General features: G+C 37.3%; 23 protein-coding genes. 13 read left to right on the forward strand and 10 right to left on the reverse strand.

What is annotated here, in order from left to right:
- Window positions 1-2: 2 nt before the first annotated feature.
- Complete coding sequence (locus tag ACFSR6_RS04530; protein WP_379075539.1) at window positions 3-1,469, forward strand: glutamate synthase subunit beta; 1,467 nt, start codon at window positions 3-5, stop codon at window positions 1,467-1,469.
- 85 nt (window positions 1,470-1,554) lie between these two features.
- Here ACFSR6_RS04530 and ACFSR6_RS04535 read toward each other — a convergent pair whose 3' ends face one another.
- The 3 genes from ACFSR6_RS04535 to ACFSR6_RS04545 all read right to left on the reverse strand — a co-directional run bounded on the left by ACFSR6_RS04535 (window position 1,555) and on the right by ACFSR6_RS04545 (window position 4,300).
- On the reverse strand, window positions 1,555-1,998 hold the full coding sequence (locus ACFSR6_RS04535) for an SRPBCC family protein (RefSeq protein WP_379075542.1): 444 nt from the start codon (window positions 1,996-1,998) through the stop codon (window positions 1,555-1,557).
- 83 nt (window positions 1,999-2,081) lie between these two features.
- Complete coding sequence (locus tag ACFSR6_RS04540) at window positions 2,082-3,284, reverse strand: DUF763 domain-containing protein (protein ID WP_379075545.1); 1,203 nt, start codon at window positions 3,282-3,284, stop codon at window positions 2,082-2,084.
- A 59-nt stretch (window positions 3,285-3,343) separates the two neighbouring features.
- A complete protein-coding gene (locus tag ACFSR6_RS04545; RefSeq protein WP_379075548.1) occupies window positions 3,344-4,300 on the reverse strand; it encodes an alpha/beta hydrolase fold domain-containing protein in 957 nt (318 codons plus the stop codon).
- A gap of 89 nt (window positions 4,301-4,389) precedes the next feature.
- Between ACFSR6_RS04545 and ACFSR6_RS04550 the strand changes: the two genes are divergently transcribed.
- Complete coding sequence (locus ACFSR6_RS04550) at window positions 4,390-5,493, forward strand: metallophosphoesterase (protein ID WP_379075550.1); 1,104 nt, start codon at window positions 4,390-4,392, stop codon at window positions 5,491-5,493.
- On the opposite strand, the gene ACFSR6_RS04555 is transcribed toward ACFSR6_RS04550, so the two are convergent.
- Window positions 5,479-6,579, reverse strand: coding sequence for a sensor histidine kinase (locus ACFSR6_RS04555; RefSeq protein ID WP_379075553.1), 1,101 nt, complete (start codon window positions 6,577-6,579; stop codon window positions 5,479-5,481). The two genes, ACFSR6_RS04550 and ACFSR6_RS04555, sit on opposite strands and share 15 nt — an antisense overlap.
- Before the next feature lie 144 nt (window positions 6,580-6,723).
- On the opposite strand from ACFSR6_RS04555, the gene ACFSR6_RS04560 reads away from it, so the two are divergent.
- Window positions 6,724-8,190 (forward strand): glycoside hydrolase family 130 protein, encoded by a 1,467-nt coding sequence (locus tag ACFSR6_RS04560; protein ID WP_379075556.1) that lies wholly within the window; start codon window positions 6,724-6,726, stop codon window positions 8,188-8,190.
- Window positions 8,191-8,422: 232 nt separating this feature from the next.
- Here the strand turns inward: ACFSR6_RS04560 and ACFSR6_RS04565 are convergent, their stop codons facing one another.
- Entirely contained in the window at window positions 8,423-10,693 is a 2,271-nt protein-coding gene (locus ACFSR6_RS04565; RefSeq protein WP_379075558.1) for a glycosyltransferase family 4 protein, read from the reverse strand.
- Between the two features lie 210 nt (window positions 10,694-10,903).
- On the opposite strand from ACFSR6_RS04565, the gene ku reads away from it, so the two are divergent.
- On the forward strand, window positions 10,904-11,674 hold the full coding sequence (gene ku, locus ACFSR6_RS04570; protein ID WP_379075561.1) for a non-homologous end joining protein Ku: 771 nt from the start codon (window positions 10,904-10,906) through the stop codon (window positions 11,672-11,674).
- 148 nt (window positions 11,675-11,822) lie between these two features.
- Here ku and ACFSR6_RS04575 read toward each other — a convergent pair whose 3' ends face one another.
- A complete protein-coding gene (locus ACFSR6_RS04575; RefSeq protein WP_379075564.1) occupies window positions 11,823-12,941 on the reverse strand; it encodes an alpha/beta hydrolase in 1,119 nt (372 codons plus the stop codon).
- Between the two features lie 141 nt (window positions 12,942-13,082).
- On the opposite strand from ACFSR6_RS04575, the gene ACFSR6_RS04580 reads away from it, so the two are divergent.
- Both ACFSR6_RS04580 and ACFSR6_RS04585 read left to right on the forward strand, forming a co-directional pair.
- Window positions 13,083-13,451 carry a SpoIIAA family protein gene (locus tag ACFSR6_RS04580; protein ID WP_379075566.1) on the forward strand — a complete coding sequence of 123 codons (369 nt, stop codon included), beginning with the start codon at window positions 13,083-13,085 and terminating at the stop codon, window positions 13,449-13,451.
- Window positions 13,452-13,460: 9 nt separating this feature from the next.
- Complete coding sequence (locus tag ACFSR6_RS04585; RefSeq protein WP_379075569.1) at window positions 13,461-13,613, forward strand: hypothetical protein; 153 nt, start codon at window positions 13,461-13,463, stop codon at window positions 13,611-13,613.
- A 256-nt stretch (window positions 13,614-13,869) separates the two neighbouring features.
- Here the strand turns inward: ACFSR6_RS04585 and ACFSR6_RS04590 are convergent, their stop codons facing one another.
- Window positions 13,870-14,238 carry a response regulator transcription factor gene (locus ACFSR6_RS04590; protein ID WP_379075571.1) on the reverse strand — a complete coding sequence of 123 codons (369 nt, stop codon included), beginning with the start codon at window positions 14,236-14,238 and terminating at the stop codon, window positions 13,870-13,872.
- Between the two features lie 143 nt (window positions 14,239-14,381).
- Here ACFSR6_RS04590 and ACFSR6_RS04595 point away from each other — a divergent pair, with 143 nt between their 5' ends.
- The 4 genes from ACFSR6_RS04595 to ACFSR6_RS04610 all read left to right on the forward strand — a co-directional run bounded on the left by ACFSR6_RS04595 (window position 14,382) and on the right by ACFSR6_RS04610 (window position 18,049).
- The gene (locus ACFSR6_RS04595) at window positions 14,382-16,595 is read left to right on the forward strand and encodes an ATP-binding protein (protein ID WP_379075574.1); all 2,214 of its coding nucleotides are present in this window, start codon (window positions 14,382-14,384) and stop codon (window positions 16,593-16,595) included.
- A 1-nt stretch (window position 16,596) separates the two neighbouring features.
- The gene (locus tag ACFSR6_RS04600) at window positions 16,597-17,016 is read left to right on the forward strand and encodes a response regulator (protein ID WP_379075577.1); all 420 of its coding nucleotides are present in this window, start codon (window positions 16,597-16,599) and stop codon (window positions 17,014-17,016) included.
- Window positions 17,017-17,102: 86 nt separating this feature from the next.
- Window positions 17,103-17,687 (forward strand): biliverdin-producing heme oxygenase, encoded by a 585-nt coding sequence (locus ACFSR6_RS04605; protein ID WP_379075578.1) that lies wholly within the window; start codon window positions 17,103-17,105, stop codon window positions 17,685-17,687.
- 182 nt (window positions 17,688-17,869) lie between these two features.
- Window positions 17,870-18,049 (forward strand): hypothetical protein, encoded by a 180-nt coding sequence (locus ACFSR6_RS04610; RefSeq protein ID WP_056096518.1) that lies wholly within the window; start codon window positions 17,870-17,872, stop codon window positions 18,047-18,049.
- A gap of 244 nt (window positions 18,050-18,293) precedes the next feature.
- On the opposite strand, the gene ACFSR6_RS04615 is transcribed toward ACFSR6_RS04610, so the two are convergent.
- The gene (locus tag ACFSR6_RS04615) at window positions 18,294-19,394 is read right to left on the reverse strand and encodes an HmuY family protein (RefSeq protein WP_379075580.1); all 1,101 of its coding nucleotides are present in this window, start codon (window positions 19,392-19,394) and stop codon (window positions 18,294-18,296) included.
- 27 nt (window positions 19,395-19,421) lie between these two features.
- Entirely contained in the window at window positions 19,422-21,488 is a 2,067-nt protein-coding gene (locus tag ACFSR6_RS04620; protein ID WP_379075583.1) for a TonB-dependent receptor plug domain-containing protein, read from the reverse strand.
- A 99-nt stretch (window positions 21,489-21,587) separates the two neighbouring features.
- Between ACFSR6_RS04620 and ACFSR6_RS04625 the strand changes: the two genes are divergently transcribed.
- Window positions 21,588-22,520 carry a helix-turn-helix domain-containing protein gene (locus ACFSR6_RS04625; RefSeq protein WP_379075586.1) on the forward strand — a complete coding sequence of 311 codons (933 nt, stop codon included), beginning with the start codon at window positions 21,588-21,590 and terminating at the stop codon, window positions 22,518-22,520.
- Between the two features lie 20 nt (window positions 22,521-22,540).
- On the opposite strand, the gene ACFSR6_RS04630 is transcribed toward ACFSR6_RS04625, so the two are convergent.
- Entirely contained in the window at window positions 22,541-23,557 is a 1,017-nt protein-coding gene (locus ACFSR6_RS04630) for a LacI family DNA-binding transcriptional regulator (protein WP_379075589.1), read from the reverse strand.
- Window positions 23,558-24,115: 558 nt separating this feature from the next.
- On the opposite strand from ACFSR6_RS04630, the gene ACFSR6_RS04635 reads away from it, so the two are divergent.
- Both ACFSR6_RS04635 and ACFSR6_RS04640 read left to right on the forward strand, forming a co-directional pair.
- Complete coding sequence (locus ACFSR6_RS04635; protein ID WP_379075592.1) at window positions 24,116-25,204, forward strand: MBL fold metallo-hydrolase; 1,089 nt, start codon at window positions 24,116-24,118, stop codon at window positions 25,202-25,204.
- 58 nt (window positions 25,205-25,262) lie between these two features.
- Complete coding sequence (locus ACFSR6_RS04640; protein ID WP_379075595.1) at window positions 25,263-25,625, forward strand: hypothetical protein; 363 nt, start codon at window positions 25,263-25,265, stop codon at window positions 25,623-25,625.
- Window positions 25,626-25,703: the final 78 nt, after the last annotated feature.

Raw genomic sequence — 25,703 nt, forward strand, 5'->3', positions numbered from 1 at the left:
CCATGGGAAAAGTAACAGGATTTCAAGAATACGATAGAGTTGCGCCCACTAGAGAAGAGGCTGCAACACGTGTAAAACACTATGGGGAATTTTTAAACGAATTACCCGCACAAGAATTAAATAACCAAGCTGCACGCTGTATGGATTGCGGCGTACCTTTTTGCCAGTCGGGTTGCCCTTTGGGTAACGTAATACCGGAATTTAATGATGCGGTTTATCAGGGCAAATGGGAGCAGGCTACCAATATTTTATTAAGCACAAACAATTTCCCTGAATTTACGGGCAGGATTTGCCCTGCACCATGTGAGTCTGCTTGCGTACTGGGCATTAACCGTCCGCCTGTTTCTATTGAGGAAATTGAGAAGCATATTATCGAAATTGCTTTCGAAAAAGGATTTATCAAAGCAAAAGCCCCATTGATCAGAACCGGCAAAAAGGTTGCAATTATTGGTTCAGGTCCGGCAGGGTTAGCTGCTGCAGCTCAACTAAATAAGGTTGGACACGAAGTTACCGTTTTCGAACGTGATGATGCACCAGGTGGTTTATTGAGATATGGCATTCCTGATTTTAAACTTCAGAAAAATGTTGTCGATCGCCGTATCGATTTAATGAAAGAAGAAGGTATCATTTTTAAATGCAATGCCAATGTGGGTGAAAATGTTGAAATAGGTACCTTATTGAGAGATTTTAATGCCATCATACTGGCTGGTGGTTCTACCATTCCCCGCGATCTGCCGATTGAAGGCCGCTCGGCTAAAGGCGTGCATTTTGCCATGGACTTCCTGAAGCAACAGAATAAACGCGTAGCGAACAGGACTGTTGAAACAGAAGATATTATGGCTACCGGTAAAAATGTAATTGTAATTGGTGGAGGCGATACGGGTTCTGATTGTATCGGTACTTCTAACCGTCATGGTGCCAAATCAATTACACAATTTGAGATTATGCCAATGCCACCTCAAACACGTAATGAACATATGCCTTGGCCAAATTATCCAATGTTGCTAAAAAACACTTCTTCTCATGAGGAAGGTGCACAGAGAGCCTGGTCAGTTAATACCAAAAACTTTATTGCTGATGAAAATGGAAACCTTAAAGCATTAAAGGTGGTAGATGTGGAATGGGAAATTGATGCAAACGGGCGTCCGGTTACTTTTAAAGAAGTGGCTGGGAGTGAAAGAGACCTTCCGTGCGAACTGGTACTTTTAGCAATGGGTTTTTTACATCCTCAAAAAGAAGGTTTAATTGAGAAACTGGGCGTGGAGTTAGATAACCGTGGAAACGTAAAAGCTTCTGAACAAACTTACCAAACCAATATTGGAAAGATTTTTGCCGCGGGTGATGTTCGCCGGGGGCAATCATTGGTGGTTTGGGCCATTTCAGAGGGCAGAGAGGCTGCCCGTAAAGTTGACGAATACTTAATGGGAACAACCAAACTGGCTTCGAAAGATGCAGTTGCGTATGCTTAGTAGGTTTAAATTCTATATTTTTAGGGTCGTGGTTCAAACCACGACCTTTTTTATTTTATATACTGTCAGTAGAGTTAAGATTTGATCAAAGCTCTCGCTCTACGTATGTTTTCAAGGTACTTAGGGTGGTGTTCCAGTAAAAGACCAAATGTTTATAAATAATATCTGTAGGGAAATTACTCAGATTGATCGTTAAATGGCTTCCTTTTTCATTTGGACGGAGCTGAAATTCGATGGTCGTATAACTTTCTGGTTCCTCTGGCAGGTTAGATAGAGAGCTTAAATGATTGTATTTTAATTGCTCTCCAGCTTTGAACTGAAGAACATTTCCTTTGTTTTCAAACGGCGTTTGTGATAATACACCCCTGATGGTAATTGGAGCTCCGATAACCCAGTCGGTGCTGATTTTTATAGGCGATTCAGACATCCACTGTTGCATGATCTCTGTATCTGTCAAGGCCTTCCAAACTTTAAAAGGGCTGCTTTGAATGTCAATACTGTTGCTGTATAGTATGTTTGTAGTTTGCATAACGTTCCTAAATATCGCCATTATCTAACATATTTCAGCACTTTTATGATATAAAGTAATAGCATTAAGCTACAGCTATTGAGTTAAAATAATTTGAGCTGATCGTTTTTAGGTGGCTTTTCTTTACCAAAGACTGTTCTGCCACCATATTTCCAGCTTTGAGCGCGTTCCTTTTGAATCACTTTCTCAAAATCCATATTCGGAACAAAGCCTTTTTCTGCATTCCGGGCAATTTGATGCAATGATTTTATTGCTTGTTGCTTATCGGTATTTCCAATCTTCGCTTTTTCAATTGCCTTTTGCAAAACAGTTATTGTTTCATCATAAACCGTTACTGGGACAGGGAAAGGATGACCATCTTTGCCACCATGTGCAAAAGAATAACGGGCAGGATCGGTGAATCGGGAAGGTGTACCGTAGATTACCTCGCTCACTAAAGCCATAGATTGTAAGGTTCTTGGCCCCATGCCTTCAAGCAATAATAATTCCTCAAAATCTTTCGGCTGCTTTTCCTGAGCCAACCACAATATGCTTCCCAGGCGCTTTAGATCAACATCCTTAGATTTTACCTCATGATGATTGGGAAGTACCAATTTTTGGATCTCATTAAGCATCCGAGTAGGCGATTCAACCGCAATACTCATCATGCTCTGCCTTGTCTTAACAGCTTCATTAGCCGTTAGGTTCAGAATCTGACCTTGATTAATGCCACAGATGCCCGTATGCGGTTCTTCTACAAAAGATTTTAGGTTTTCAGAATGCCAATGGTATCTTCTCGCTGTTGCACTGCTATCACTCATGCCTTGTTGAACCACTGCCCAATCGCCTTCGTTGCTTAAAATAAAACTATGGAGATATAGCTGGAACCCATCTTGTATGGCAGTGTTATCTACCTTTGCACTGAGTTTACTGGCCCGAACCAGTTCTGTACCGTTTAACCCCGTTTTATCGGCAATTTTTAAGAGTTCATCCGGTGTTTCCCTGCTGTACTTTCCTTTGCCTCCACAGATGTAAATTCCTAACTCTTTTGATAAGGGATTGATCGATTTCTTCAAAGCACCCATTACTGATGTGGTAATTCCTGAAGAATGCCAGTCCATACCCATTACTGCACCTAAACTCTGAAACCAGAACGGACTGCTTAGGCGGCGTATTACTTCTGCCTTGCCATATTCCAATAGTATTGCTTCCGTTATAGCTAAACCAAGTGTAGCCATACGTTGTGCGAGCCACGGCGGTACATGGCCGTAATGTAGGGGTAAATCTGCGCTTCCTGATCTTTTCAATACTAACAAATTTAGCAAAATATTTTGTTAAATTGAAATTTAGTTAGGAACCAATTAAATTAATCTTTAAACTGCTGATCTAAAAATTTTATCATTATTTTGGAAACCTCTTCGAACCAGGGATTAAATAACCAAAAGGGGTGGGGTGTATCAGGAAGTGTATGTACTTCAGAATAGATACCAAAAGGTTTAATTTTTGCAATTAAATCGTCTCTACCTGCGTGAAATCTAGTGGTAGAACTATTGATGAATAGTATTGGAACGGAATTTTGTCCCGCATGATATAATGGTGATGCATTATGCCATAACGCTGGATTTTCCTTCAAATCTGCACCAAGCCAAATCGCCGCAACAGATTTCCTGTTAGGATCTTTACTCACTTCAGCAGATTCAGGATGATCGAAAGCCAGTATCCCATCTACGTCAATTACAGCCTGGACGTTACTATTATGGCTATTTATTTTTTCCTTCTCGAACTGAGAATCATTGTTGGTTGTACCAACTAAAGCAGCCAATTGTCCGCCTGCAGAAAATCCGGCTACCGTAATTTTATTGGTATCTATATTAAATTCTCCCGCATTTGCTTTTATCCATCTCACTGTATTTTTCAAATCATAAACTGCTGCCGGGAATTGTGCGTGGGTAGATAAACGATAATCAGTAGTAATGGCAACATAACCGTTTTGAGCCATTTTTTGAGCCAATGGGATGTTTTGAGCACGATCACCGGAACGCCAGCCACCACCAAAAACAAACAAAACTGCGGGTGTTGGTTTTCTGGATTTCTTTGGATAAATTACATCGAGCAATAAATTCCCTGTTGAATATTTGGCATAAACAATATTGCGTTTGACTTTAAAATTATCCTTTCCTAATGGGAAGGCAATAGTAATGTAAGGGCGTTTCTTTTTCTCTTTAATATAAGTAGAATATATACTGAATGAAGTATCAGCAGGTGTTTTTTGCGCCTGACTTAAGGTAAAACAGCATATAAAAATTAAGGTTAGAAATTTCATTAACGTAAATATATGGAATAGTTGAGCCGATGATGAAACGTTTGAACTTATATTTTGTTAAGTTTAAACTTTAATGCAGCAACAGATTAATGCGAAAATTTTTACAACGTTTACTTAGTGCCTGGATTATCCGCATGTCGAATAAGTTCGGCTCAAGGCCCAGCCGTAAACGCATCCATGCCGCTTTGAATAAACTTTATAAAACGATCAGTTCAAGTCCCGGAAAACGCGGGCTTATTTTTGAAGTTGCCGATACGGATAAATTTATCATTTTATCAGACCAGCATAAAGGTACCCGCGATTATGCCGATGATTTTACTTTAGCGGAAAAGAACTACCTAAAGGCTCTCGAATATTACAACCAGCAGGATTTCCACTATATAAACCTGGGCGACAGCGAGGAGCTCTGGGAGAATTTACTCGAATCCGTAATAAAACACAATAAAGAAACATTCGAAGCAGAAAAAGCCTTTATCTTAAAGAATCATTTTACTAAGATATTTGGCAACCACGACCTGTATTGGGATAACGACCCCTTAGCTGGCTTTAACCTAAATAGAATTTACGGGACTAAAATCCATATCTATGAAGGAGCAATATTAAGACTGCCAATAGGAGAAAGTAAATTTGATATTTTTCTAACCCACGGGCACCAAGGGGATTTACAGAGCGATGGAAACTGGTTTAGCAAGTGGTTTGTGAGTACCATTTGGGCACCATTACAGTCATACCTGCAAATTAACCCCAATACACCAGCTTACGATAATCAGCTTAAAACAGCTCACAATGCACTAATGTACAATTGGGTAGTTAAAAAAAATAATATAGCTTTAATTACTGGGCATACACACCAGCCTGTTTTTGCATCCTTAACACATTTGGAACGGATTTACTTAAAACTAAACAGGGCTAAAAAAGAAAAAAACGCTGATGATATTGCATTTTTTAATGCAGAGCTGCATAAACGGATAAAAGAAGGAGATAAAGCACCACATTTCGGCAAATATAACCCGCGCTATTTTAATAGCGGTTGCTGTTGTTTTAGTGACGGAGATATAACCGGTATTGAAATTGATAATGGTTTTATAAGGCTAATTAAATGGTCGGACCATAGAAATGCTATATCAGAAAGGGTTTTACTCGAAGAAATGAAGCTTAGCGACTTATCTGACCTCAACCTACCTTATAGGTAATTTCACGTAAAATGTTGTGCCTAAATCTTTTCCGTCGCTTTCTGCCCAAAGTTTCCCTTTGTGGATATCAACAAGTGCATTTGCAGTAATCAGCCCTAATCCATAGGCATTTTCCTGATTGGTACTTGCTGAACTCAGCTGGGCAAATTTTATAAAAACTTTACCCAGGTCTTCTTCAGTTAAGCCTGCTCCGTTGTCTTTTATCAAAATAGTCACTTCATCATCAGCTATTTGATGGGTGATGGTTATCTCATTTCCCATTGGCGAAAATTTGATCGCGTTATCTATTAATTGACTAAAAATAACGGCGATTTTATCAGGATCAGCAAAAATTTCGACAGTTTCCGGGATGTCAATTAAAACTGTTTGATTTTTGCGTTTGAGCGATAAATTGAAGCCTTGTTTTACCTGTTCAAGTATTTGTTTTAAATCTACTTTCTCTTTTTTGGGTTTAAATGAGGTAGCTTCTTTACGGGCAGCACTTAAAATACCATTCAGCTTATCGATCATCTTTTTCGATTGCGCGTTAATCTTACCTGCAATTAAAGTGGCCTTATCGTCAATTCCAGGAATACTTCCCAATAACTCAGATTGAAGTGAAATGGTAGTCATCGGGTTTTTAAGATCATGCACAAGTACGTGTAAGCGATCATCATAGGCCCTTAACGTTCTCCTAATTGCTGTTCTGGCCTCTAATTTTTCAATTACCATGTTAGCTAAAAGCTGCAGCAATTTTAACTTATGCTCATCGACCGGTTTAAAGGTAGTATCTGCAACGTAAATCAGACCAATATGATAACCATCCGGTGAAACTATTGGCACTGATGCAAAAAAAGCAAATCTATTGTGATTTAAATCCCGAACAGTTTTTAAACCCATCCCACTGATCTCTGATTTTACAAAAAAAATATCATCGCCCTGGAAGCAGATACCTGAATAGGGAACATTAAATATTTCGGCGGCCAATTGCGAAATCTGATCAAAATCCTTTTCTGCTGGCGTATTTAAAATCTCATAATTTCTCAGCTTTTCTAAACGCAAGGTTTCTTCTGAAGAAATATCATGTTCTATTTTTTCGTATTGCATTATGATACAGTTAATAGGGGATGAATAACTAAAGGTAAAAATTATGTGCAAATACTATAAACAATTAAGAAGTAAATTTCGTTAATATAAGGTTGGCGGATATGGGGCGGAAGCGTTAAAATTATTTTCAAAAACAACTTAAGAATGAGATTATACATTGAACGTAAACCTGTTAAGGTTAACCCGGATACCAAAAGAGTTATTGCCCGTTTTTTTTTTAATGGAGAAGAAAGAGCACTACAAGTTATCAGGAAAGTTTTAGAATTTTCTGATGAAAAAGTATTTTCATTGATATCGCCCATATTACAGGAGTATTCTAAAAGGCACCGTAATATTACCAAAATCCTGACCCGGCACTGTAAAAAATTAAAAAAACAATTTATAGCCTTAGGTATCCAATTTGAAGACATTGATGAATATACCAGGTTGCTGATTGGGGCCTACTTTACGCATGAATATTCCATCGAATCAGCTGCTTTTTTTAATCCGAGTATTGTTGATGATCCCGATCAAACAGATTTAGTTGAAGGCGAAAAAAGAGTTATCATCAGCTTTAGGGCCGTAGGTGAGGGACATATTTCATCTATTGTCTTCCGCCGCGCTTTGATTGATAAAGACAATAATATCCAGGTCTTACCTGTAGGCAATTATGTTGATGAAGCTGAGGTTGTAAAAAATGCGATTTACGTTAAAAAACTGTTTCTGAAAAAAGCAGCTTATGCGCAGATCGATCCTTCTGTTTTGGAAGAAATTGAATCAAAGCTGGATGATAAATTCGAATACACCAGTTTAAGCAATATCATTAAGGATTCTAAAAGTTTACATAGAGAAGATCCGTCGCGTTTAATTGAATACGATAAAATACTTTGGTTATCAGATACTTATCATACCATAACTTTTTCGAAAGATACAGATATTTCTGATCGGGTAATTTTTCCTATTTCAGAATTTGAGCGCAAGGGAATTGAAGATGCCCGTTTCGTAAAATTTACTAAAGATGATGGGAAAGTATTATACTATGCTACCTATACCGCTTTCGACGGTTCTTTAATTATCCCAAAATTAGTGCAAACTGAAGATTTTTATGAGTTTAAAGTGATTCCACTTTATGGGGATGGTGCACAAAACAAGAACCTGGCTTTATTTCCACGAAAAATTAAAGGTAAATACGTAATGATGAGCCGGATAGATGGGTGGAACAATTACCTGATGTTTTCTGATAAAGTTAATGTTTGGGAAAACCCGGTGCTTTTAAAGCAGCCCCGGTACGATTGGGAACTGGTACAGATCGGCAATTGTGGTTCTCCTATAGAAACAGAAAAAGGATGGATTGTAATTACACACGGAGTGGGTCCCATGCGAAGATACTGTATCGGAGTGAGTTTATTGGACCTCGAAAACCCGAATATAGAAATAGGCCATTTGAAAGAACCGTTGATTATTCCTAATAACGATGAGCGTGAGGGATATGTGCCCAATGTTGTTTATTCCTGTGGATCAATTATTAGTAATGGTGAATTAATTATTCCGTATGGTTTATCTGACTACAGTTCATCGTTTGCTACCGTAAATTTAGAACTGTTATTGACGAAATTGCTGGAAAACAATTAATTTGAACCTAAATCATGAAGAACTACAATGACCTGAAATAAATTCATGGTGACGTAATGGTTAGTAAAATCCGTCAAGCTGAACTTGTTTCAGAATCTATCATTAAAAGGCAGGACGTGCTCTGCAGTAGGTGCGAGGCAACATTCGTTTTAACTTAATTTCTCTAAGAAAAAATCAAAAAAGACCGATTCACTTCACAATCAGCCTTTTTATCATTTTAAGTCGATTTAACCTAACTACATTTATCTGCCTCCATCAATGGCGAAGACAATGTTTCATATTCTACTGCTGCTGCTTTCAAAATGGCTAAATGCGAGATGAAATAGGCCAGTGTACTTTCAGCTCCCTGATTCCTGTTTACGCCATTAAACTGTAATCCGTCAGCGCAACCATTCGTTTCAAAATCGTATAAAGGAATGTGAAGGCTATTTTCGCCCAAAAACCACTTGTAGCTCACGTGCATGAGGTTCAAATATTGATCATCCTTGGTAATTTCGAAAGTTTTTGCATACAATAAAACCATGGCCATTGTTTCTATAGCTTGTTGATCGTAAACCGGATTTTTGCCATACTTTTTCATCCAACCGGCATTTCCAATAGGATTGAAGTATCCGTTTTCAAAAGAAAAACCGGTTAAAAACTTAATACTTTCCATTGCCACCCTGTATGATTCAAGGCTTCCGCTAACATCATAATGATGAAGCAAGGCTAAAGGCAGAATCGCATTGTCGTAGGTTAAAATGTCTTCAAACCAATGCCAGTCGCCATCTTTATTTCCGTTATAGGCAACCACCAATGAATTAGCTAACATATTGATTTCGTTACTGATCAGCTCATCTCCGGGATGAGCACACAAGTAGTAAGATAATCCGATAATGGTATTGGCCTTACCCCGTAAATATTTTAATTCTTTAAAGTGCTTTACAGAATGTGAAAACAACTCGCGACCAAATTCCCTGTAAGAATTATTTGGGGCACTATTAACCAAATAGCCTAATGCCCAAATGGTTCGGCCAAATGAGTCTTCAGATCCTATTTCATCTAAATATTGCCTGTTAAAACTCAGGAAATTCCTGAAATTTCCATCTTCTCTCTGCATGTACTGGATAAAACTCAGGTACACCGGCATAAACGCTAAAGCCCTTGGGTTTTTATCCTGTTCAACAGCCATTATAGACATAATTAATGCCCTGGCATTATCATCAATGCAATATCCTTCCTTCAAATTTGGAATACCAAAACGGGCATGCTGTATAATTCCAGTATCGTCAGTTAATAAAGCAACATGGTTTAAATTCAATACAGGCATCGCTTCCACATCAATAATAGGTGGGATAGTTCTCTCCGCTTTGGTTTCGGCTGATAATGCTTCATTTAATACGTTAAGGTAAACACTACCTATAGCAGGCCACCGAAGATTCAAGCCATATTCGTAAGCATTTTGCTTTAGTTTCAGGTATTTATTGTTATCTCTTAAAAGATCGTTTACTATGGCTGCGAGTTTAGTGTCATCCTTAAAGTCGAATAATTTACCTCTGTTATCGGCCAAAAGCTCTTGTGCATGCCAATATGGAGTAGAAATTACTGCAGCACCGGCACCAATAGCATATGATAAAGTACCACTGGTTATCTGGGCTTCATTTAAATAAGGTGTGATGTATAAACAGCAGGCCGTTAAATATTGGTGTAATTCTTCTTCAGATACAAATTTATTAACGAAAGCAATATTTTTTTCTACTCCCAAATCTTTTGCCAATGCTTTCAAACTATCACGATATTCTTCTCCATTATGTTTAACTACACCAGGATGGGTATTACCTAAAATCAAATACAAAACATCCGGATGTTGGGCTACAATGTTGGGCAAAGCTTTAATTACAGTTTCCAAACCTTTATTTCTGCTAATCAGGCCAAATGTAAAAAGCACTTTTTTACCTCTGAACAGTTCACTCTGTGCAATTTTATTATTTACTACGGGCTCTAAGTCTGGAACCCCGTGTTCTATCAGTTTAATAGATACTTTCGGAATATGATATATACTGCTTAAAAACATTACTGCCTTTTTGCTCATCACGACCAATTTAGCCGATTTAGATGCAATTTCCTTGATAATGGTTTGTTGCATAAAATTTGGCTCTTTTAAAACGGTGTGTAAAACCGTGATAAATGGTTTCTTTAATCTATTGATTAATGACAGTAAAAATACGCCACTATTCCCCCCGTATATACCAAATTCGTGCTCAATAATACAGGTATCTACATCACTGTTATTGATAAAATCAGCGGCGTTGAGGTAATCCTGCTGATTTTGCTGACGTATAACAAATTTTACTTCCTCCGGATAGTGATGTTCGTTCAAATCGTCTGATTCATTTAACGCAACTACAAAGCTTTTTTGCGAATCATAAGTAGGGTTTAAGCTTAAAGCATTAACTAGATTTTGATTAAAGGTAGCTAAACCACATTCACGGGGAGGATAGGTAGAAATATAGGCTATTTTCATCTTTATTAATTAATGTTTTAAATGGTAATGAACAAATTATGATCCTTTTATTCCTTTTTACTGGATAATCATAATGGTTTTATCTGATTTACATCAGGTTGATAGCTAAATAACATTGTATAATCTAAATAGTTTGCCATTTAATCTATTTCGATCAATAAACTCAAAACAATATGATTCAGGCACCTGTTAACCAATAAATATTTAACTATGAGATCAATATGGAAGGGGTCTATCGGATTCGGTTTGGTAAATATCCCTATTAAATTGTTTTCAGGTGTCCAAAACAGTACACTCGATCTTGATATGCTTGATGAGCGAGACCATGCTAAGATTAAATTTTTGAGGGTGAATGAAAATACCCATAAAGAGGTACCTTATGAGAAAATAGTTAAAGGCTATTTTTTAAAAGACAGGTATATTATTTTAGATAAACATGATTTTGAAGAGGCTGCTCCTGAAAAAACTAAAATTATAGAACTGGAAAATTTTGTAGATATAAAGGAGATTAATCCCATTTACTACGAAACTTCCTATTATACCGAGCCTGAAAAGCAGGGCAAAAAAGCATACGCTTTGTTATTAAAAGCCTTAGAGAAATCAGGTAAAGCCGGTGTGGCCAGGTTTGTGCTCAGGAATACAGAAAACCTTTGTGTTATCCATCCCCTTGAAGATGTAATTGTAATCACAAAAATCAGGTTTGAGCAGGAAATCAGGAGCTTGTCTGAAATTAAAAATGTGAATGATGTTACCATTAGCAAAAAAGAAATGGATGTAGGATTGGCTTTGATTAAGCAATATAGTTCAAAATTTGACTTAAGTGCATTTAAGGACGATTACAGTAACGAATTATTGAAGATAATTAAAGCCAAAGCCAAAGGAAAACGGGCAACGGTTAAAAAGATGAAGCCTCAAAAAGCTACAAGCGATGATCTGTACGATCAATTGATGCAAAGTTTGGGATCGAAGAAAGGAGCATAGTTAGGTTTAGAAGTCAGTATAAAAGGGGATATGGCTTGCGCAATGCAGTAGTTAGTCAAATGCGAAAGATAATTTAACTGCAGATGTAAAGGATGGACACAGATACTTAGATCCATGTTTATCTGTGTCCGCCTGCGGTTAAAAATGCTTATTTAAAAGCAGCTTTTAACTGATCTGCGGCATAGGCCTGAGCTGCTTTCGCTTCAGGTACCAGCAATGCCATGCCAAAAAATTCGTGTGTTACGCCTTCATAATTTTTACTGTCAACTTTTACCCCGGCAGCTTTAAGCTTATCAGCCAGTATTACCCCATCATCGTGCAAAGGATCTATTTCTGCCGTAATAATTGTTGTTGAAGGGAGTCCTTTTAAATTCGCATTTATCAAGGATATTTTAGGATCCTGCATTTCGATCGAGGTATTTAAGTATTTTTCTGTAAACCAGGTCATCATTGATTTGTTTAATGGTTTTGCATTTTCATACATTTTATAAGATTTAGTATTCATATCTGCCTGGGCGATAGGATAAATCAAAACTTGGTGAACAGGAAGCATAATGTGTTTGTTTCTGGCCATAATTGATACATTTGCTGCTAAATTTCCGCCGGCACTTTCGCCAGCCACTGCAATCTTGGCCGGATCTGCCTTTAACGCTACTGCATTTTTCACTGCCCATTCATATGCCGTAAAAGCATCGTTGTGCGCCGTTGGAAACTTGTTTTCTGGTGCTAAGCGGTAAGCTACAGAAATCACAATTGCACCAACCTGCTCGGCTAAAGCCTGAGCAGAGGCATTATAGACATCTAAATTTGCAATAACAAAACCACCTCCATGATAATAAACAATAAGCGGATAAGGTCCGTTTCCTTTTTTAGGGGTGTAAATACGCAAATGAATTTTAGCCCCGGCAACATCAATATCTTTACCCAAAGTATCTACCTGAGGTGTGGGTATTACCATATTGTTCTGTTTTATTAAATCTGTTACTGCATCTGTAGGAGTATGGTTCTTACGCGCATCGGTAGCACTTAAAGTTTCTAAAGGCTTATCCCCGTAACCATTCAGTTTTTCTATTACTGTCTGCATTTCCGGCTTTATTGTTTTACCCCATTCTGGCGCAGGTCCGACAGGCCTTAATACCGCCGCTACTGTCGAATCCGTTATAGTCGAATCGCTAGTCGAAGTATTTTTACTTTCATCTATACAGGCTGTTAGTAAAGCGGCCACTCCACACACAAACGCAATAGGTTTTAACATGTTGATTTTCATGAGATTGTTTTTGTCTTACATCTATTGTTGTTATAACACAATCAGTAAGGCAATGTTTTTCTGGCCACACAACTTTTCAGAATTTATTTAAATAGCAAACTTCTTGATGAATTAATGTGTTCTTAAAGAAATGAAACAGCTATGCTAACAGAAATAACAGGGTTACCAGATCATATCTTTGGTGTGAGGGCTACCGGTGAAGTAACAAGTGACGATATAAAAAGTGTTTTAATAACAGGTTTGAAAAGAACTGCATCTCGATTTAAGGAAATCAGGTATCTACTTGTTTTAGAGACTGATGTGAAAAATTTTACCGCTGGCGCATGGGTACAGGATGTTAAAGCGGGTTTGCAAAATTTTAACAGGTGGAAAAAAATAGCAGTGGTTAGTGCTGAAAAAGGAGTAGAATGGTTTACTGATGTTTTTACGTTAGCAACACCCCGTAAATCAAAAGGTTTTAAGCCTGATGAACTGGAAGAGGCAAAAAACTGGCTAAATGCTGAAGATTAAAAATAAAAGATGAAAAATTCTAAAACATCGGAAGAAAGTAGCAAGGCTACCGCACCGAAAAACACTAAAGCCAAGGGTGCTGATGAAAAAGTAACATCAGCTAAAGATGCCAAAAAGGTAAATGTAACTAAACAAATTCCAGTTAAACATAAAAAACCATAATGATTTAATAAGGATAATGGTTAGAAGAAACTTAACTATTACCGACTACAAGAAGAGGGCAATAGTGCCTGATTAATATAACCTGGTTTATTAAAAGACCTGAAAGAAGGATAATCTGTATGCTTTAGAAGATAGTCAATCTAATCTGGTTCAAATACTGTATTAAACCGTACTCTTATTTGAATATGTTTTTTTACCTGACAATCAAAAAACGCAAAACTGGTAGGAATAAAATTACAGGCTCGATTAGAAAAATCTATTTTCTCAATAACGCGTAAATCTTATCCATTAAGTCGTCGATATTAAAAGGCTTAGACATAAAATCATCAGCCTCTATTCCATCCAACGCATAATTATTGGCGTTATAGCGGGCAGAAATCATTAAAACAGGAATATGCTGTGTAGCCGAATTATCCTTAAGTTCTTTTAAAAGAACCCTTCCATCAGTATCAGGCAGCATAATATCCATAATGATGATGTCTGGGTTAAATTCCTCAACATGATTAATAAAATCAGCACCTTTGTTTAGTCCATCAACGTTAAAAGCTTCGCTTTCTAAAATAAGAGTTATAACATCTAGAATTGCATGGTTATCTTCAATAACCAAAATATTTTTCTTAGCCAAAGTTGCAATGATTTTAAGTGAAGCAAATATATAATAAAAAACAATTTCCAAATCCGAATTCATCAAATTAGATACATTCTAAAAAAAATAGGCTTAATATTTGTTAATTCGTAAAATTAAATCAGCTGGAATAGCAACCTTATATGACTAAATTTTCTGTAGACCTAAACAATTGCGACAAAGAGCCCATTCACATTCCTGGTAAAATTCAATCACACGGCTTTTTGGTAGCTGTTGATAAGAGCAGTCTATCAATTACATACATTAGCGAAAATGCAGGTGTTTTTTTATTAGAAGAAGCCAAAAAATTGTTAAACAAAGAACTTTCGTCTTTAAATTACTTTATCAAACAGCAAGATCTGGAGTTTAATATCGAAGACCTGCTTAAACTGGGTATCATCCGTAAAAGCTTTGATGCCATCAGTCCGCACCCTGTTGAAATTAATGGCCTTCCATTTTATCTGATTATATCTTCATCAAAGAACGATTGGTTATTGGAATTTGAACCGGTAACCTTGCAATTTGATATCCAAAGTTCTATAGGTCGCTCTGCCTCATCAATGCTCCAGGGAAAAAGTGTTTCGGCTTTGTTAAAAGGCGCTGCACTGGAAATAAAAAAACTGATCCAATATGACCGGATTATGGTTTATAAATTTTTAGAAGACGGTCATGGTGAAGTTGTAGCAGAAGAAAAAGAGCCTGATTTAGAACCTTTTTTCGGATTACATTATCCCGCATCTGATATTCCTAAACAGGCCAGGGCGCTTTATAAATTAAATTTAACCCGGTTAATTGCCGATGTAAACATCGACGATTCGCCAATTCTTACACATAAAGAAAATGAAGCACTCGATTTAACCAACGGCAGTTTACGCGCGGTATCGCCCATACATATTCAATATCTAAAAAATATGGGTGTACACTCAAGTTTTAGTATATCCTTGATCTCTCACGGTGAGCTATGGGGACTAATTGCCTGTCATAACTACAGCCCTAAGTTTATAGATTATAAAGCCAGAGAGGGCGCAAAACTGATTGGCCAGATTCTTTCCTCAGCACTGGAATACCGCCAGGAAGAAGAAGATGCAAAGGTTATTGAGCAATTTAAAAATACAGCAAATGTACTTTCGGAGCATTTAACACGCGATAAATATTTAGTCGAAGCGATAACCACCCACAAGAGAACTATATTAGAGGCTACCAAAGCCAGTGGAGTAGCTGTTATGTTTGAAAACGAGCTGAAAACCATTGGTAATGTGCCATTAGAAAAAGAGATAAGGGAACTTTCTGAATGGCTGAAAACGAACACCGACGAATCGTTGTATTATACACATCAATTACCTGAAATTTATTCGCCAGCTAAAAAATACAAGTCAATCGCCTCCGGAATTCTTTCCTGTATGTTAAATAAAGAAATTGGCGAAATGATCATTTGGTTTAAACCCGAAATGATTTCAACAGTAAATTGGGCCGGAAACCCTGAAAAACCAACAGCTCCTTCCGAAAATGGCTTACTGGACCTTTCTCCGCGTAAATCTTTCGAAATCTGGACGCAGGTTGTTAATAATACTTCTGAAAAGTGGATAGCTGAAGAAATTACCTCGGTTTTAAGGATACGCGAAATTATTATTACCCATATTAATAAGAAAGCTAATGAAATCAGGTCACTTAATGAAAAATTACAGGTAGCCTACGAAGAATTAGATACTTTTAGCTATACCATTTCGCATGATTTAAGAACACCATTAACCTCGATAAAAACTTATGCCGAATTAATGCTTAAGAACAAGACTATTGATGAAAATGGTCAGAAAATGTTAAGCAGGATCTTGATAGGAGCTGATAAAATGAATTTCTTAATTAAAGAAATCCTTAATTTAGCGAGAGTGGGCCGTTCTGATATAAATCCTGAAACAGTTGATATGGAATCTTTGTTACAGGAAATAAGGAGCGAGATATGGTCGGCCTTTAAAGCAGATCGAACCGAATTAGTTTTAGGACAATTATTTAATATAAAAGGAGATAAAATACAAATAGCTCAAGTGTTCACAAACCTGATTGGTAATGCAGTAAAATATTCTTCCATGGTAGATAAACCTAAAGTCGGGGTATCTTCGTACATAGATGGAGGAGAAATTATCTACAAAGTTGAAGATAATGGAATAGGAATAGACAACCGTTATTATGACAGGGTTTTTGAGCTTTTTAAGCGTATGGATAATGTTAAGGAAATAGAAGGAACAGGAGTGGGGCTAGCCATTGTAAAGAGAATTGTTGAAAAACACAATGGCAGGGTTTGGTTTGAGAGTAAGTTAAATGTAGGGTCGACCTTTTTTGTAGCTTTTAAAAACAGATAAAATGAAAACACCGGATATATTTTACGTTGAAGACGATATAGATTATGCTTTTTTTATGCGAAGCGCAGTACAAGAAGTTAAGGATACGCTTAATTTAACCATCATGGATGATGGGGCTGAAGCATTGCAAAAACTTCGTGATTTTGCAGAAAGTAAAACCAGGCCTAAATTAATATTGCTAGATCTGAACCTGCCTGGTTTATCAGGGTTAGACATTTTGAAATTTATACGGGAGATTCCTTATCTCAAAACAATACCTGTAATCTTGTTCTCAACATCAGATAATCCTGATGATGTTAAAGCTTCAATTGAGTTTGGTGCCAATGCTTACCTTACCAAACCCGATGGTTACGAAAACCTGCTTAAATGCGTACATTCGGTACACGATTTTTGGTTTAACACACATTTAAGGCTAAATTAGAATTTATAAAACATTTATGGGGAGATTCGGGTATTAAACCCGGATCTTTTCTTTTTAAGATCATTTTTAAAATAATATATACCGGTATGATTGCCAATTTATTGAGAACAGAAACAGCAGAAAACCATAAAAAACTAGAATCACTGATGTTTGTAAATGAAATTATGAACAATTCATTAAGCATTGAACAGTATAAAAAATTATTAACCGTTAATTACATTATCCATCAAAAATTAGAAAATACTTTAGCCAATATGCTCGATGCCGATATTGCGGCAGCCCTTGAAATGAACAGCAGGTTAAAACTTTCTGCGTTAGAAAAAGACTTGAATTATTGGGGAATCGATAGTTTGACGCTGCCCGGTTTAGATTTTGAACTTTATCTTCCTCAAAAAAACACAGCAGAAATTTTAGGGGCTTTATATGTGCTTGAAGGCGCTACATTAGGCGGAAAAGTAATTAAAAGACATATTTTGGCTAATCCAAACTTTAAAGACAAAGATGATGGCTTAAATTATTACGGTGTTTATGGCGAAGAGTTGAGTACAAAATGGAAAATATTCGTTTCTGTACTGAACGAACGTGTTGAAGAATCCGATTATGAGCATTGTATCAACAGCGCTAATCAAACCTTTAATAACCTCATCAACTTATCAAAACAACTCGGTTAGTCTAACTGAGTTTGATCTCCTGAGTGTAAAAAATGGTCCTGCAATAGTGCCAGGGCATTTTTTTGATTGTGAAAATGTGCAAAACTTATTTCAAATAAATATTTGCTTTCTGTTGTTAATTCAAGGTAAATATGTATTATTGAAAAAATAAATTTTTTAAACCTTAAAAACATCAATTAGCGATGGAAAAATTCTCAAAAGTTAAAGCTGCTGTTGCTGCTATTGAAGCAGATGTAGAAAAATTTTATAATGCTGGCAATGCAGCTGCTGGTACTCGTGTGCGTAAAGCAATGCAAGATCTTAAAGTTTTAGCACAAGAAATCCGTGCAGAAGTAACTGAAAAGAAAAACTCTGGAAAATAATATTTCGCGAGTAGAAACAAAAAGGGTTCTGGTATGCCGGGGCCCTTTTTGCGTTTATGGCAATCGTGATCAGACCTTAAGTTCAATAGGCAATATGCTTAGAAAGCTATGAGGTCTTGCTTCCCTAAAAAGATAAAGCTCCCCATCGCGGAGAGCTCTTATCCAACTAACAAAACATATTTTTTATTTGAAACGCCAGAGTTTTATAAACGAAATACAAATCCGTCTCCGGTGTCCTCAAGGGCTACTGTCCTTTTTTAAGCAATTTATACTCGATAACCGGTTTACCACGTGTGCCACCGTCATTAGAAATGAAGCTGTTGAATTTTAATTTATAAATATTTCCTGAAGCATCTTTAACAAGGAAGAAAGTATCAGCTTTAACACCTATTGGTGCAGTAACACCATTAGTTGTAACAGGTTGTGTAAGTCTCCAGTTTGAACCGATTACGTCTCGTGCAGATGAAAATGTTATAGAACCTGATAAATCTGATTCACCAAAAGCAGCATAAGATTTTGTACTTGCAGAAACTACGGCTGCAGTAACACCAGCTAATTTATTAATGAATACCAGATCAGAAAAATTGTAAGGAACCAGGGTGCTACCAAATGTAGTTTGATAAACGGAATAGGTCCATACCAGGTCCCAGTTTGTTTTTTCAGGTTCAGCACTTACAACAGTGCCATTTGTAAGCGATACAAATTTAAAGTTAAAATTTGCGTCTTTAGGAACATCAACTGTCGTGAAATTGGTAGTTTCTTTAATTTTACCGTATTGTAAAGTATAACCACCTGAACCATTTCGGGTTACTTTTAGTTTTATCCACGATTTCGCAGCAATGCCACCACCAGTACCGCGGTTTAAAATAATTACCTTATTATCTGCTGCAGTAGCAGATATTGCGGGAATTACGGTATTAGAAAGATTTCCGTCTATGGCATCAAAAAAAGCAAAATGAGACGGAGCCGGATCAGCCTGACTAACTGCTAGGGTTAGACCTAAGGTATCAGCCTCATTAACTGTTGCAAGACTGGCATTTGCCGTAGTCATTACTTTGGCACCGGCACTGGTTGTATTGTTTAAAATAACCCTAAAATCGGCCCCGCAATAAAAGCCCAAATCCCATGATGCTCTCGCAACTGATGTTTGTTTATCCCTGCTAAAATCTACATAAACGCTGTTTCCAGCTGCACTCCCAAGTTCAGAGGCGATTAAACCATTAAGTGTTAAAGTGCTGCCATCTGATGGCGGAACAACCACTATAGGTTCATTAGTATCTTTTTTACAAGCTGTAAAGGTTATCGCTACAAGGGCGATAGCGATCATTGAGTTAAATTTAATCATGTTTATCGTATTTATGTTGTTTAAATATTAGCGTTTATCCCAGTTATAAATCAGGCCAAGCACGTAAGAGCGTCCGTAATTATAGGGTACTGCTGCACCGCCAGTGCTATGTGCACCGCCCGAAGCTGTTGAACTATTGGTTAATTGCGTTACATTAAAAAGGTTTTTAGCACCTGCACTAATCGTTAAAGAGTTGAGCAGATTTTTGGTCAGCATTAAATCTGCGGTATGGAAATCTCCAATTCTCACCAGTGTTGCAGTATTATTGTTGGCTAGCTGGTAGCTCGGTAAACTGCCAGTGTATTTATAAAACAGGCTGATGCTTCCATTTAGCTTGGTAAAGGCGTAGGTGATGTTCGAGTTTACCTCTGTAGCCCAAGCAAACTGGGGTGTTTGCAGGTTGTCGTTTTCACTTAAATCATTATATCTTCCTATGTACGATACGCCTAGTGTTGCCTGAAGGTTTTTAAATACCAAAGTATTTTCCAATGTACTGCCCGTTGTTTTGTATTTAGAGATGTTGATTAGCGTAGTAGTGCTTGGATTTGTTGGATCGAAACCAAATTCGATCCTGTTTTTAAAAAGGTTATAGAATCCCGATAGGGTAGAACGGAATTGAAAATTTCTAATCCGAGCAGTTACCCAGGCCAATGAGCCATTAAAACTGTTGGATTCTTCTGCTTTTAAATTGGGATTGCCCAAAATATTATGACTGGCATCAACAAAATCATAGTACAATTCCCTTAATGCCGGAGAACGGAAGCCCCTGGCATAAGCCAAACGGAGGTCTAGGTTGTTGGTGAGTGTAAATTTGGTATTCAACGATGGAATTACCGGAGGTGCGTGGTAAATGGAATTTTTGATAAATCTTAATCCTGGTCTGATGTTGATGCCATCAGCCAATTTAAGTTCTGATGAAATAAAAACTGCAAAATCGTTAATTACAGGTGAACCACTTATTCTTTGTCCGCTGGCAGCATCGCGGTTATATTCGAAACCCGGCTGAAATGATACCGATTTATTGAGGATATAAACGGCGGTTGCCCTGAAAATTGCCGAATTAAATTTGGCAATATCCTGTTCACCCGCACCGGTTGACAATTCTTCAGTATTATCGGTGAAATTGTGAATAACCGTTTTGGTTGCTCGGTCTAGATTGGTGAAACCGGCAACGGCCGATAATTGAAGGTGATTACTAAATCTATATTCCGACTGAAGCTGCTGGGTATACCTGTGTGTAGTATAGGTTTGCAACAAACCCTTATAGGTATTCGGGTTTAAACCATAACGCACGTCGATGTCTTCTTTTAATCCATCTAACCTGTACCAGATATTGAAGTTATCATTATGGTAAGCGATTTTAGTATTGCCCATATACTGCGCTTTGGGTTTCCAACGGTTTGGTACAGCGCTAACTTCGGCAATGGTAGCCGTTTTTGAAGCCAGGTTCCAACCGCCAAAATCGTTATGCGTAAAACCTGCGAGTACACTCCAGTTATTGTTTTTCCAATTGACACTGATATTCTGAATATGGCTGCCTTTACCCGATAAAGCTTCATATTCGTTACCTGTCGTTTCTTCCTGGATCCTTGCCGATACGTTTAAAAGCGACTTTGTATTACCACGTTTGGTAATAATATTGATTACACCAGCCAAAGCATCAGTTCCATACACTACAGACATAGGTCCTTCAACGATTTCAATGCGGTCGATGGTGTTGATATCGATCTGGTTTAAACTTTCCCGCGCATCAGACCGGTCTACCATAGGCACACCGTCAAGCAGAATTTTGATGTTTCTGCCTGTCATTCCCATTAATGAAACATCAGTGGTACCTAAAGTTAAATCGTTGCTGAAACGGAAACCCAGTTCAGTATTTAAAATTTGTTGCACGTTGGTTGCCGCCCTTAATTTAATCCGTTCGGCTGTAATGGTCCTGATATGATAAACCGAATTCCGTAAAGTTTGAGGTCCATATTGGGCAGTTACTACCACGTCTTTTAGTTCATTTGCCCTGGTGGTGTCAATTTTAATTCCCTGAGCCACTGCCACAAATCCACAAACCGATAAGACAATTGATAAATATATTTTCATTTATTTAGACTAATTATAAATAATTGTGCAAATTTGTGGATATTCACTAAAAGCAGATAACGGTAAACGGATAATTAATACCGCCAAACGGATTAAATCATGATGGAACTTAAGCGCTCAGCAAATGGAAATATCATTTACAAAAAAACATATCCTGATAATTTTGAAGTTGGCGATGCCATTGGCGAAACTGTTTTTTGCCATAAAAGCGATCGCGCACGCTTAGCGGTAACAGAAAAGTGGTTTAAAGGGATCCATATCACTTTAATAGAAATCGACCCTGATTTGCCTGAAGATTTTCTTTTTGAATCCAGCCGGCCACATATTGGCTTTTTATTTTGTCTTTATGGAGCAATCAGTTATCGTGCTGGCGCTTTGCAGAACAATTTCTGCCCGCTTTATAAGAACCAACAGGACATTAATCTGGGTTGTACAGATACCATCGTTTTTAGGGCAGCCGGGCAATGCAAACTTCTGTATATACAATTTACAGAAAGCTATTTTAATAAGGTTACCGCTATTGAACCGGTTAACCTGAAGCCAAAGCAGATTCAGCAATCCATTAAAGCAGAAACCAGTTTAATATTAGCGCATATTATTAATTATAAACAGGAGGGAAGATCTAAAAGGTTGTTTCTGGAAGCCAGGATATTTGAACTGATTATCGTGTACCTTAACCAGCACCAGGAAAAGCAAAATATTACCTTTAAGCAGGAAGATATTAATAAGATTATGCTGGCGAAGCAGTTGATAGGACAGGATCTGCAAAAGCCGGGCTCGCTGATCGAACTTGCTCGCAAAGTTGGTATTAACGACTATAAGCTCAAAAAATACTTTAAGGAGTTAACAGGGCATACAGTATTTGGTTACCTGTATAAAATCAGGATGGAAAAGGCACACTATTTTCTCTCCAAGGAAAAAAAGAGTGTAAATGAAGTTTCCTTTTTAGTAGGATATAAAAATCCACAGCACTTTATTGCAGCCTTTAAAAAGAAGTATCACATTTTACCTGGCAGTTTAAATAAAAAATAAAAAGCCGCGCAAACGTTTGTTTATTCTTTTACTTCGTTTACAATCAGATCTGATTCTACTATGGTATTGTAGTAAGCCTGTTTCTCCGAATTTGGACTGTGAATCAGATCAAGCAATATATTCGCTGCTTTTTGTCCCTGCAAATATGGATATTGTTCTACTGAAGCAACAGGCGAATTATCCAAATAACTGATAATGGGTAAATTGGCATAACTCACTATGTCAAAATCGTTGATCACATTCAGTTTTTTAAAATATTTGATCAGGAAGAGTGCAACATAATCGTTAAAAGCAACAATTGCAGTTGGTTTTCTTTTATGGTTTAAAAACTGATCGGCAGCCTCAATAGTACCTTGTTCGGTTAAATCACAATTTACAACCAGAGAAGGGTCAAATTTTAAACGGTTAAAATTAATAGCCTGCATATAACCGTCTTTACGTTCTTCACTGGCATATAAAGTGCCCGGGCCATTGATCATGCCAATACTCCGATGACCCTTTTTAAGAAGATAATTAACGGCCTTTATGGTCGCACTTTCCAAGCTGCAGGCAACGTAATGTACATTTTTAAAAGGAGGGATGCGGTCGAAAAATACTACCGGGATATTAAAAGAATTCAGTTTCTCAAAATGATCAAATTTGGAAGTACCTTTACTAATGGACACCAATAAGCCATCAACCCGCTGATTTTTCATTTTTTCAACCAGCTTTACTTCCTGCTCGTAATTATCGTGCGATTGGGCAAAAATAACCGTATAGTTTTTTTTGATTGCTTCATCTTCGATTGCTGATATGGCAATAGAAAAAAAGTGCTCAGAAAGCTCTGGTAAAATTACACCAATAGTATAGGTCTTGCCTTTTTGAAAAAGGATTGCAGCATTATTGGGCTCATAATTTAGAGACTTGGCCAGTTGTTTGATTTTCTCCCTCGTTACCGCCCCAATACTGGGATGATCATGTAATCCCCTTGAAACACTAGATGGCGAAATGTTTAAAATCCTGGCTATTTCTTTTATGGTGATTGGTTTCGATTGCATTGCAAGTGCTAAACTACATTAAATTTCTTCAATATATAATATTACAAAATTAATCAAACGTTTGCGTTGTTTTTTTTCCTCATTTCTTTTCCCGGTTATACAAATATCAATATTTTCGGAAAAACTAATGATGCGCCGTTCTAAAAAATAATTATATAAAAATTATGAATGGTAAGCAATTTTAGTGTTGAAAAAAATAAAAATTGATAGACAATAAGTAAAGCACACCCCCAATGATTAACAGAAGTACCCCTCAATTTGGAGGGGTATTTAACAAAAAGACGGGAAGTGTTCGTACCACTCCCCGCCAAATTGGGTTATTTTCCTGCATGCAGGTACAAAAGTTATCTAAGCTATATGTTTAACCCTTTTCAAAGGTATAAAATTTACGCATGTTATAAATAAAGTTGTGCCTTATTCTGCTAAGTTTTGCAGCAATGTCCCAGTCAATTGGGGCATTGCTGTTTAAACCCTAAGAAGTAATCCATAAGTCATATATACCATCCGGGCTGTTTTTTTAAAATCATATTCATAATTTGGTTTTTATTAATTCTAAAAATGACAGGAATATACATTTTACCTTTTATTATAACCGCATTCTTCATTATAACCAATCTTCCTGTTTTTGGGCGTTTGCCAAAGGGATTACGCCTGGAAAAAATCCGTCACCTGGAAAATTATCGGGATGGGGCCCTGCAAAACCAGTCGGTTACATTAATGCAACCTGAAGGCGTGAGCTTTTTTAAGGTGTTAAGGGCATTCCTTTTCGAAAAACACCCCGATAAGACTCCAGATAAAGCACTTCCTTATGTTTCACCAAATTTAAACGGCGAGCCTAAAAGCAATGCTCCTGAAATTATCTGGTTTGGACATTCATCATACCTGATCAAAATAAACGGATTAAGGATACTGGTCGATCCTGTTTTTAGCAAAACTCCTTCTCCGTTTTCATTTATCGGCAGTAAGGCTTTTTGGGGTACTGATGTCATAAAAGCAGAAGAATTTAACAATATCGATATCCTGATCATCACACATGACCATTATGATCACCTGGATTACAAAAGTGTTTTAAAAATTGCTCCACAGGTTAAAAGCATTGTCACTTCCCTTGGAGTAGGTTCACACCTGGAGCGATGGGGGATTAAAAAAGAAAAGATAAATGAACTGTGCTGGAACGAATCATTAATATTGTTTAACAACCTGCAATTAACGGCTGTTCCTTCCCGACATTTCACCGGCAGGAAGTTTAAAAGAAATCAAACCCTGTGGTCGGCCTTCGTACTGAAAACTCCAAATTACCAGCTATTTTTAGGTGGCGATTCTGGTTATGATGCCCATTTCGCTAAAATAGGTGAGCAATTTGGTCCTTTTGATTTAGCCTTACTGGAGTGCGGACAATACGATGCTTACTGGCCTTATATCCACATGTTTCCTGAAGAAACTGTGCAGGCTGCAATCGACTTAAAAGCCAAGGTTTTAATGCCTGTGCATTGGGGCAAATTTAGCCTGGCCATGCACCCCTGGAATGAGCCTGTTAAAAGAGTGGTTTTGGCTGCAGCGGCAAAGCAGCTTCCCCTGGTTACCCCGAAATTGGGTGAAACCATAATTATAAATGAATATTTACCAACAGAAAATTGGTGGGATTAAAGAATAAAGTTAAACAATAATTGTACTATGGTGTTTAATTCTAAAATCAAATGCAATTATGAAAACTGATCTTGTAGAAATTTTTCAGACCATTAGGGCGGGAATACAACCTTACGCAACCAGGGGATATACTGTACATGAAAATTCTGAAACAGGTTACGATTTATACAGTGAGAAAAATATAGAACTAAATGGTAAAAAGATCACTGAGCGTTTTTTTACCGGGGTTTATATTAACGGCAGCGAGGTAGAAGTTAAGGTGAATACAGAAGAATTTTCTGCGAAGAACCAACAGCTTAGTCCTTTCGGAGAAAACACCGCAGGATTAAAAATTGTACAGTTGGATGATACTAAATTAAAGGAAGTAGAAACATTGGTGGAGATCATCCATACCCACTTTAAAGAAAAAGAATGGATTTAAAAATTTGATAGTTAAATTTGCAGCAGATAATTTATTCTGAATAACCAACTGCTGATTGAACATTTTAAGTCTTAATTA

Origin of the sequence: Pedobacter vanadiisoli, from assembly GCF_042684385.1 — a bacterium.
In the GTDB taxonomy this organism is placed as follows: Bacteria; Bacteroidota; Bacteroidia; order Sphingobacteriales; family Sphingobacteriaceae; genus Pedobacter; species Pedobacter vanadiisoli.

Coding starts and splice junctions, on each gene's coding strand:
- ACFSR6_RS04545 (WP_379075548.1), bottom strand. CDS start 4,300: ATGAAATTTCTAACCTTAATTTTTATATGCTGTTTTACCTTAAGTCAG.
- ACFSR6_RS04625 (WP_379075586.1), top strand. CDS start 21,588: ATGATGGAACTTAAGCGCTCAGCAAATGGAAATATCATTTACAAAAAA.
- ACFSR6_RS04580 (WP_379075566.1), top strand. CDS start 13,083: ATGCTAACAGAAATAACAGGGTTACCAGATCATATCTTTGGTGTGAGG.
- ACFSR6_RS04550 (WP_379075550.1), top strand. CDS start 4,390: ATGCGAAAATTTTTACAACGTTTACTTAGTGCCTGGATTATCCGCATG.
- ACFSR6_RS04560 (WP_379075556.1), top strand. CDS start 6,724: ATGAGATTATACATTGAACGTAAACCTGTTAAGGTTAACCCGGATACC.
- ACFSR6_RS04620 (WP_379075583.1), bottom strand. CDS start 21,488: ATGAAAATATATTTATCAATTGTCTTATCGGTTTGTGGATTTGTGGCA.
- ACFSR6_RS04575 (WP_379075564.1), bottom strand. CDS start 12,941: ATGAAAATCAACATGTTAAAACCTATTGCGTTTGTGTGTGGAGTGGCC.
- ACFSR6_RS04610 (WP_056096518.1), top strand. CDS start 17,870: ATGGAAAAATTCTCAAAAGTTAAAGCTGCTGTTGCTGCTATTGAAGCA.
- ACFSR6_RS04635 (WP_379075592.1), top strand. CDS start 24,116: ATGACAGGAATATACATTTTACCTTTTATTATAACCGCATTCTTCATT.
- ACFSR6_RS04555 (WP_379075553.1), bottom strand. CDS start 6,579: ATGCAATACGAAAAAATAGAACATGATATTTCTTCAGAAGAAACCTTG.
- ACFSR6_RS04530 (WP_379075539.1), top strand. CDS start 3: ATGGGAAAAGTAACAGGATTTCAAGAATACGATAGAGTTGCGCCCACT.
- ACFSR6_RS04640 (WP_379075595.1), top strand. CDS start 25,263: ATGAAAACTGATCTTGTAGAAATTTTTCAGACCATTAGGGCGGGAATA.
- ACFSR6_RS04605 (WP_379075578.1), top strand. CDS start 17,103: ATGATTGCCAATTTATTGAGAACAGAAACAGCAGAAAACCATAAAAAA.
- ACFSR6_RS04595 (WP_379075574.1), top strand. CDS start 14,382: ATGACTAAATTTTCTGTAGACCTAAACAATTGCGACAAAGAGCCCATT.
- ACFSR6_RS04585 (WP_379075569.1), top strand. CDS start 13,461: ATGAAAAATTCTAAAACATCGGAAGAAAGTAGCAAGGCTACCGCACCG.
- ku (WP_379075561.1), top strand. CDS start 10,904: ATGAGATCAATATGGAAGGGGTCTATCGGATTCGGTTTGGTAAATATC.
- ACFSR6_RS04535 (WP_379075542.1), bottom strand. CDS start 1,998: ATGCAAACTACAAACATACTATACAGCAACAGTATTGACATTCAAAGC.
- ACFSR6_RS04630 (WP_379075589.1), bottom strand. CDS start 23,557: ATGCAATCGAAACCAATCACCATAAAAGAAATAGCCAGGATTTTAAAC.
- ACFSR6_RS04615 (WP_379075580.1), bottom strand. CDS start 19,394: ATGATTAAATTTAACTCAATGATCGCTATCGCCCTTGTAGCGATAACC.
- ACFSR6_RS04565 (WP_379075558.1), bottom strand. CDS start 10,693: ATGAAAATAGCCTATATTTCTACCTATCCTCCCCGTGAATGTGGTTTA.
- ACFSR6_RS04600 (WP_379075577.1), top strand. CDS start 16,597: ATGAAAACACCGGATATATTTTACGTTGAAGACGATATAGATTATGCT.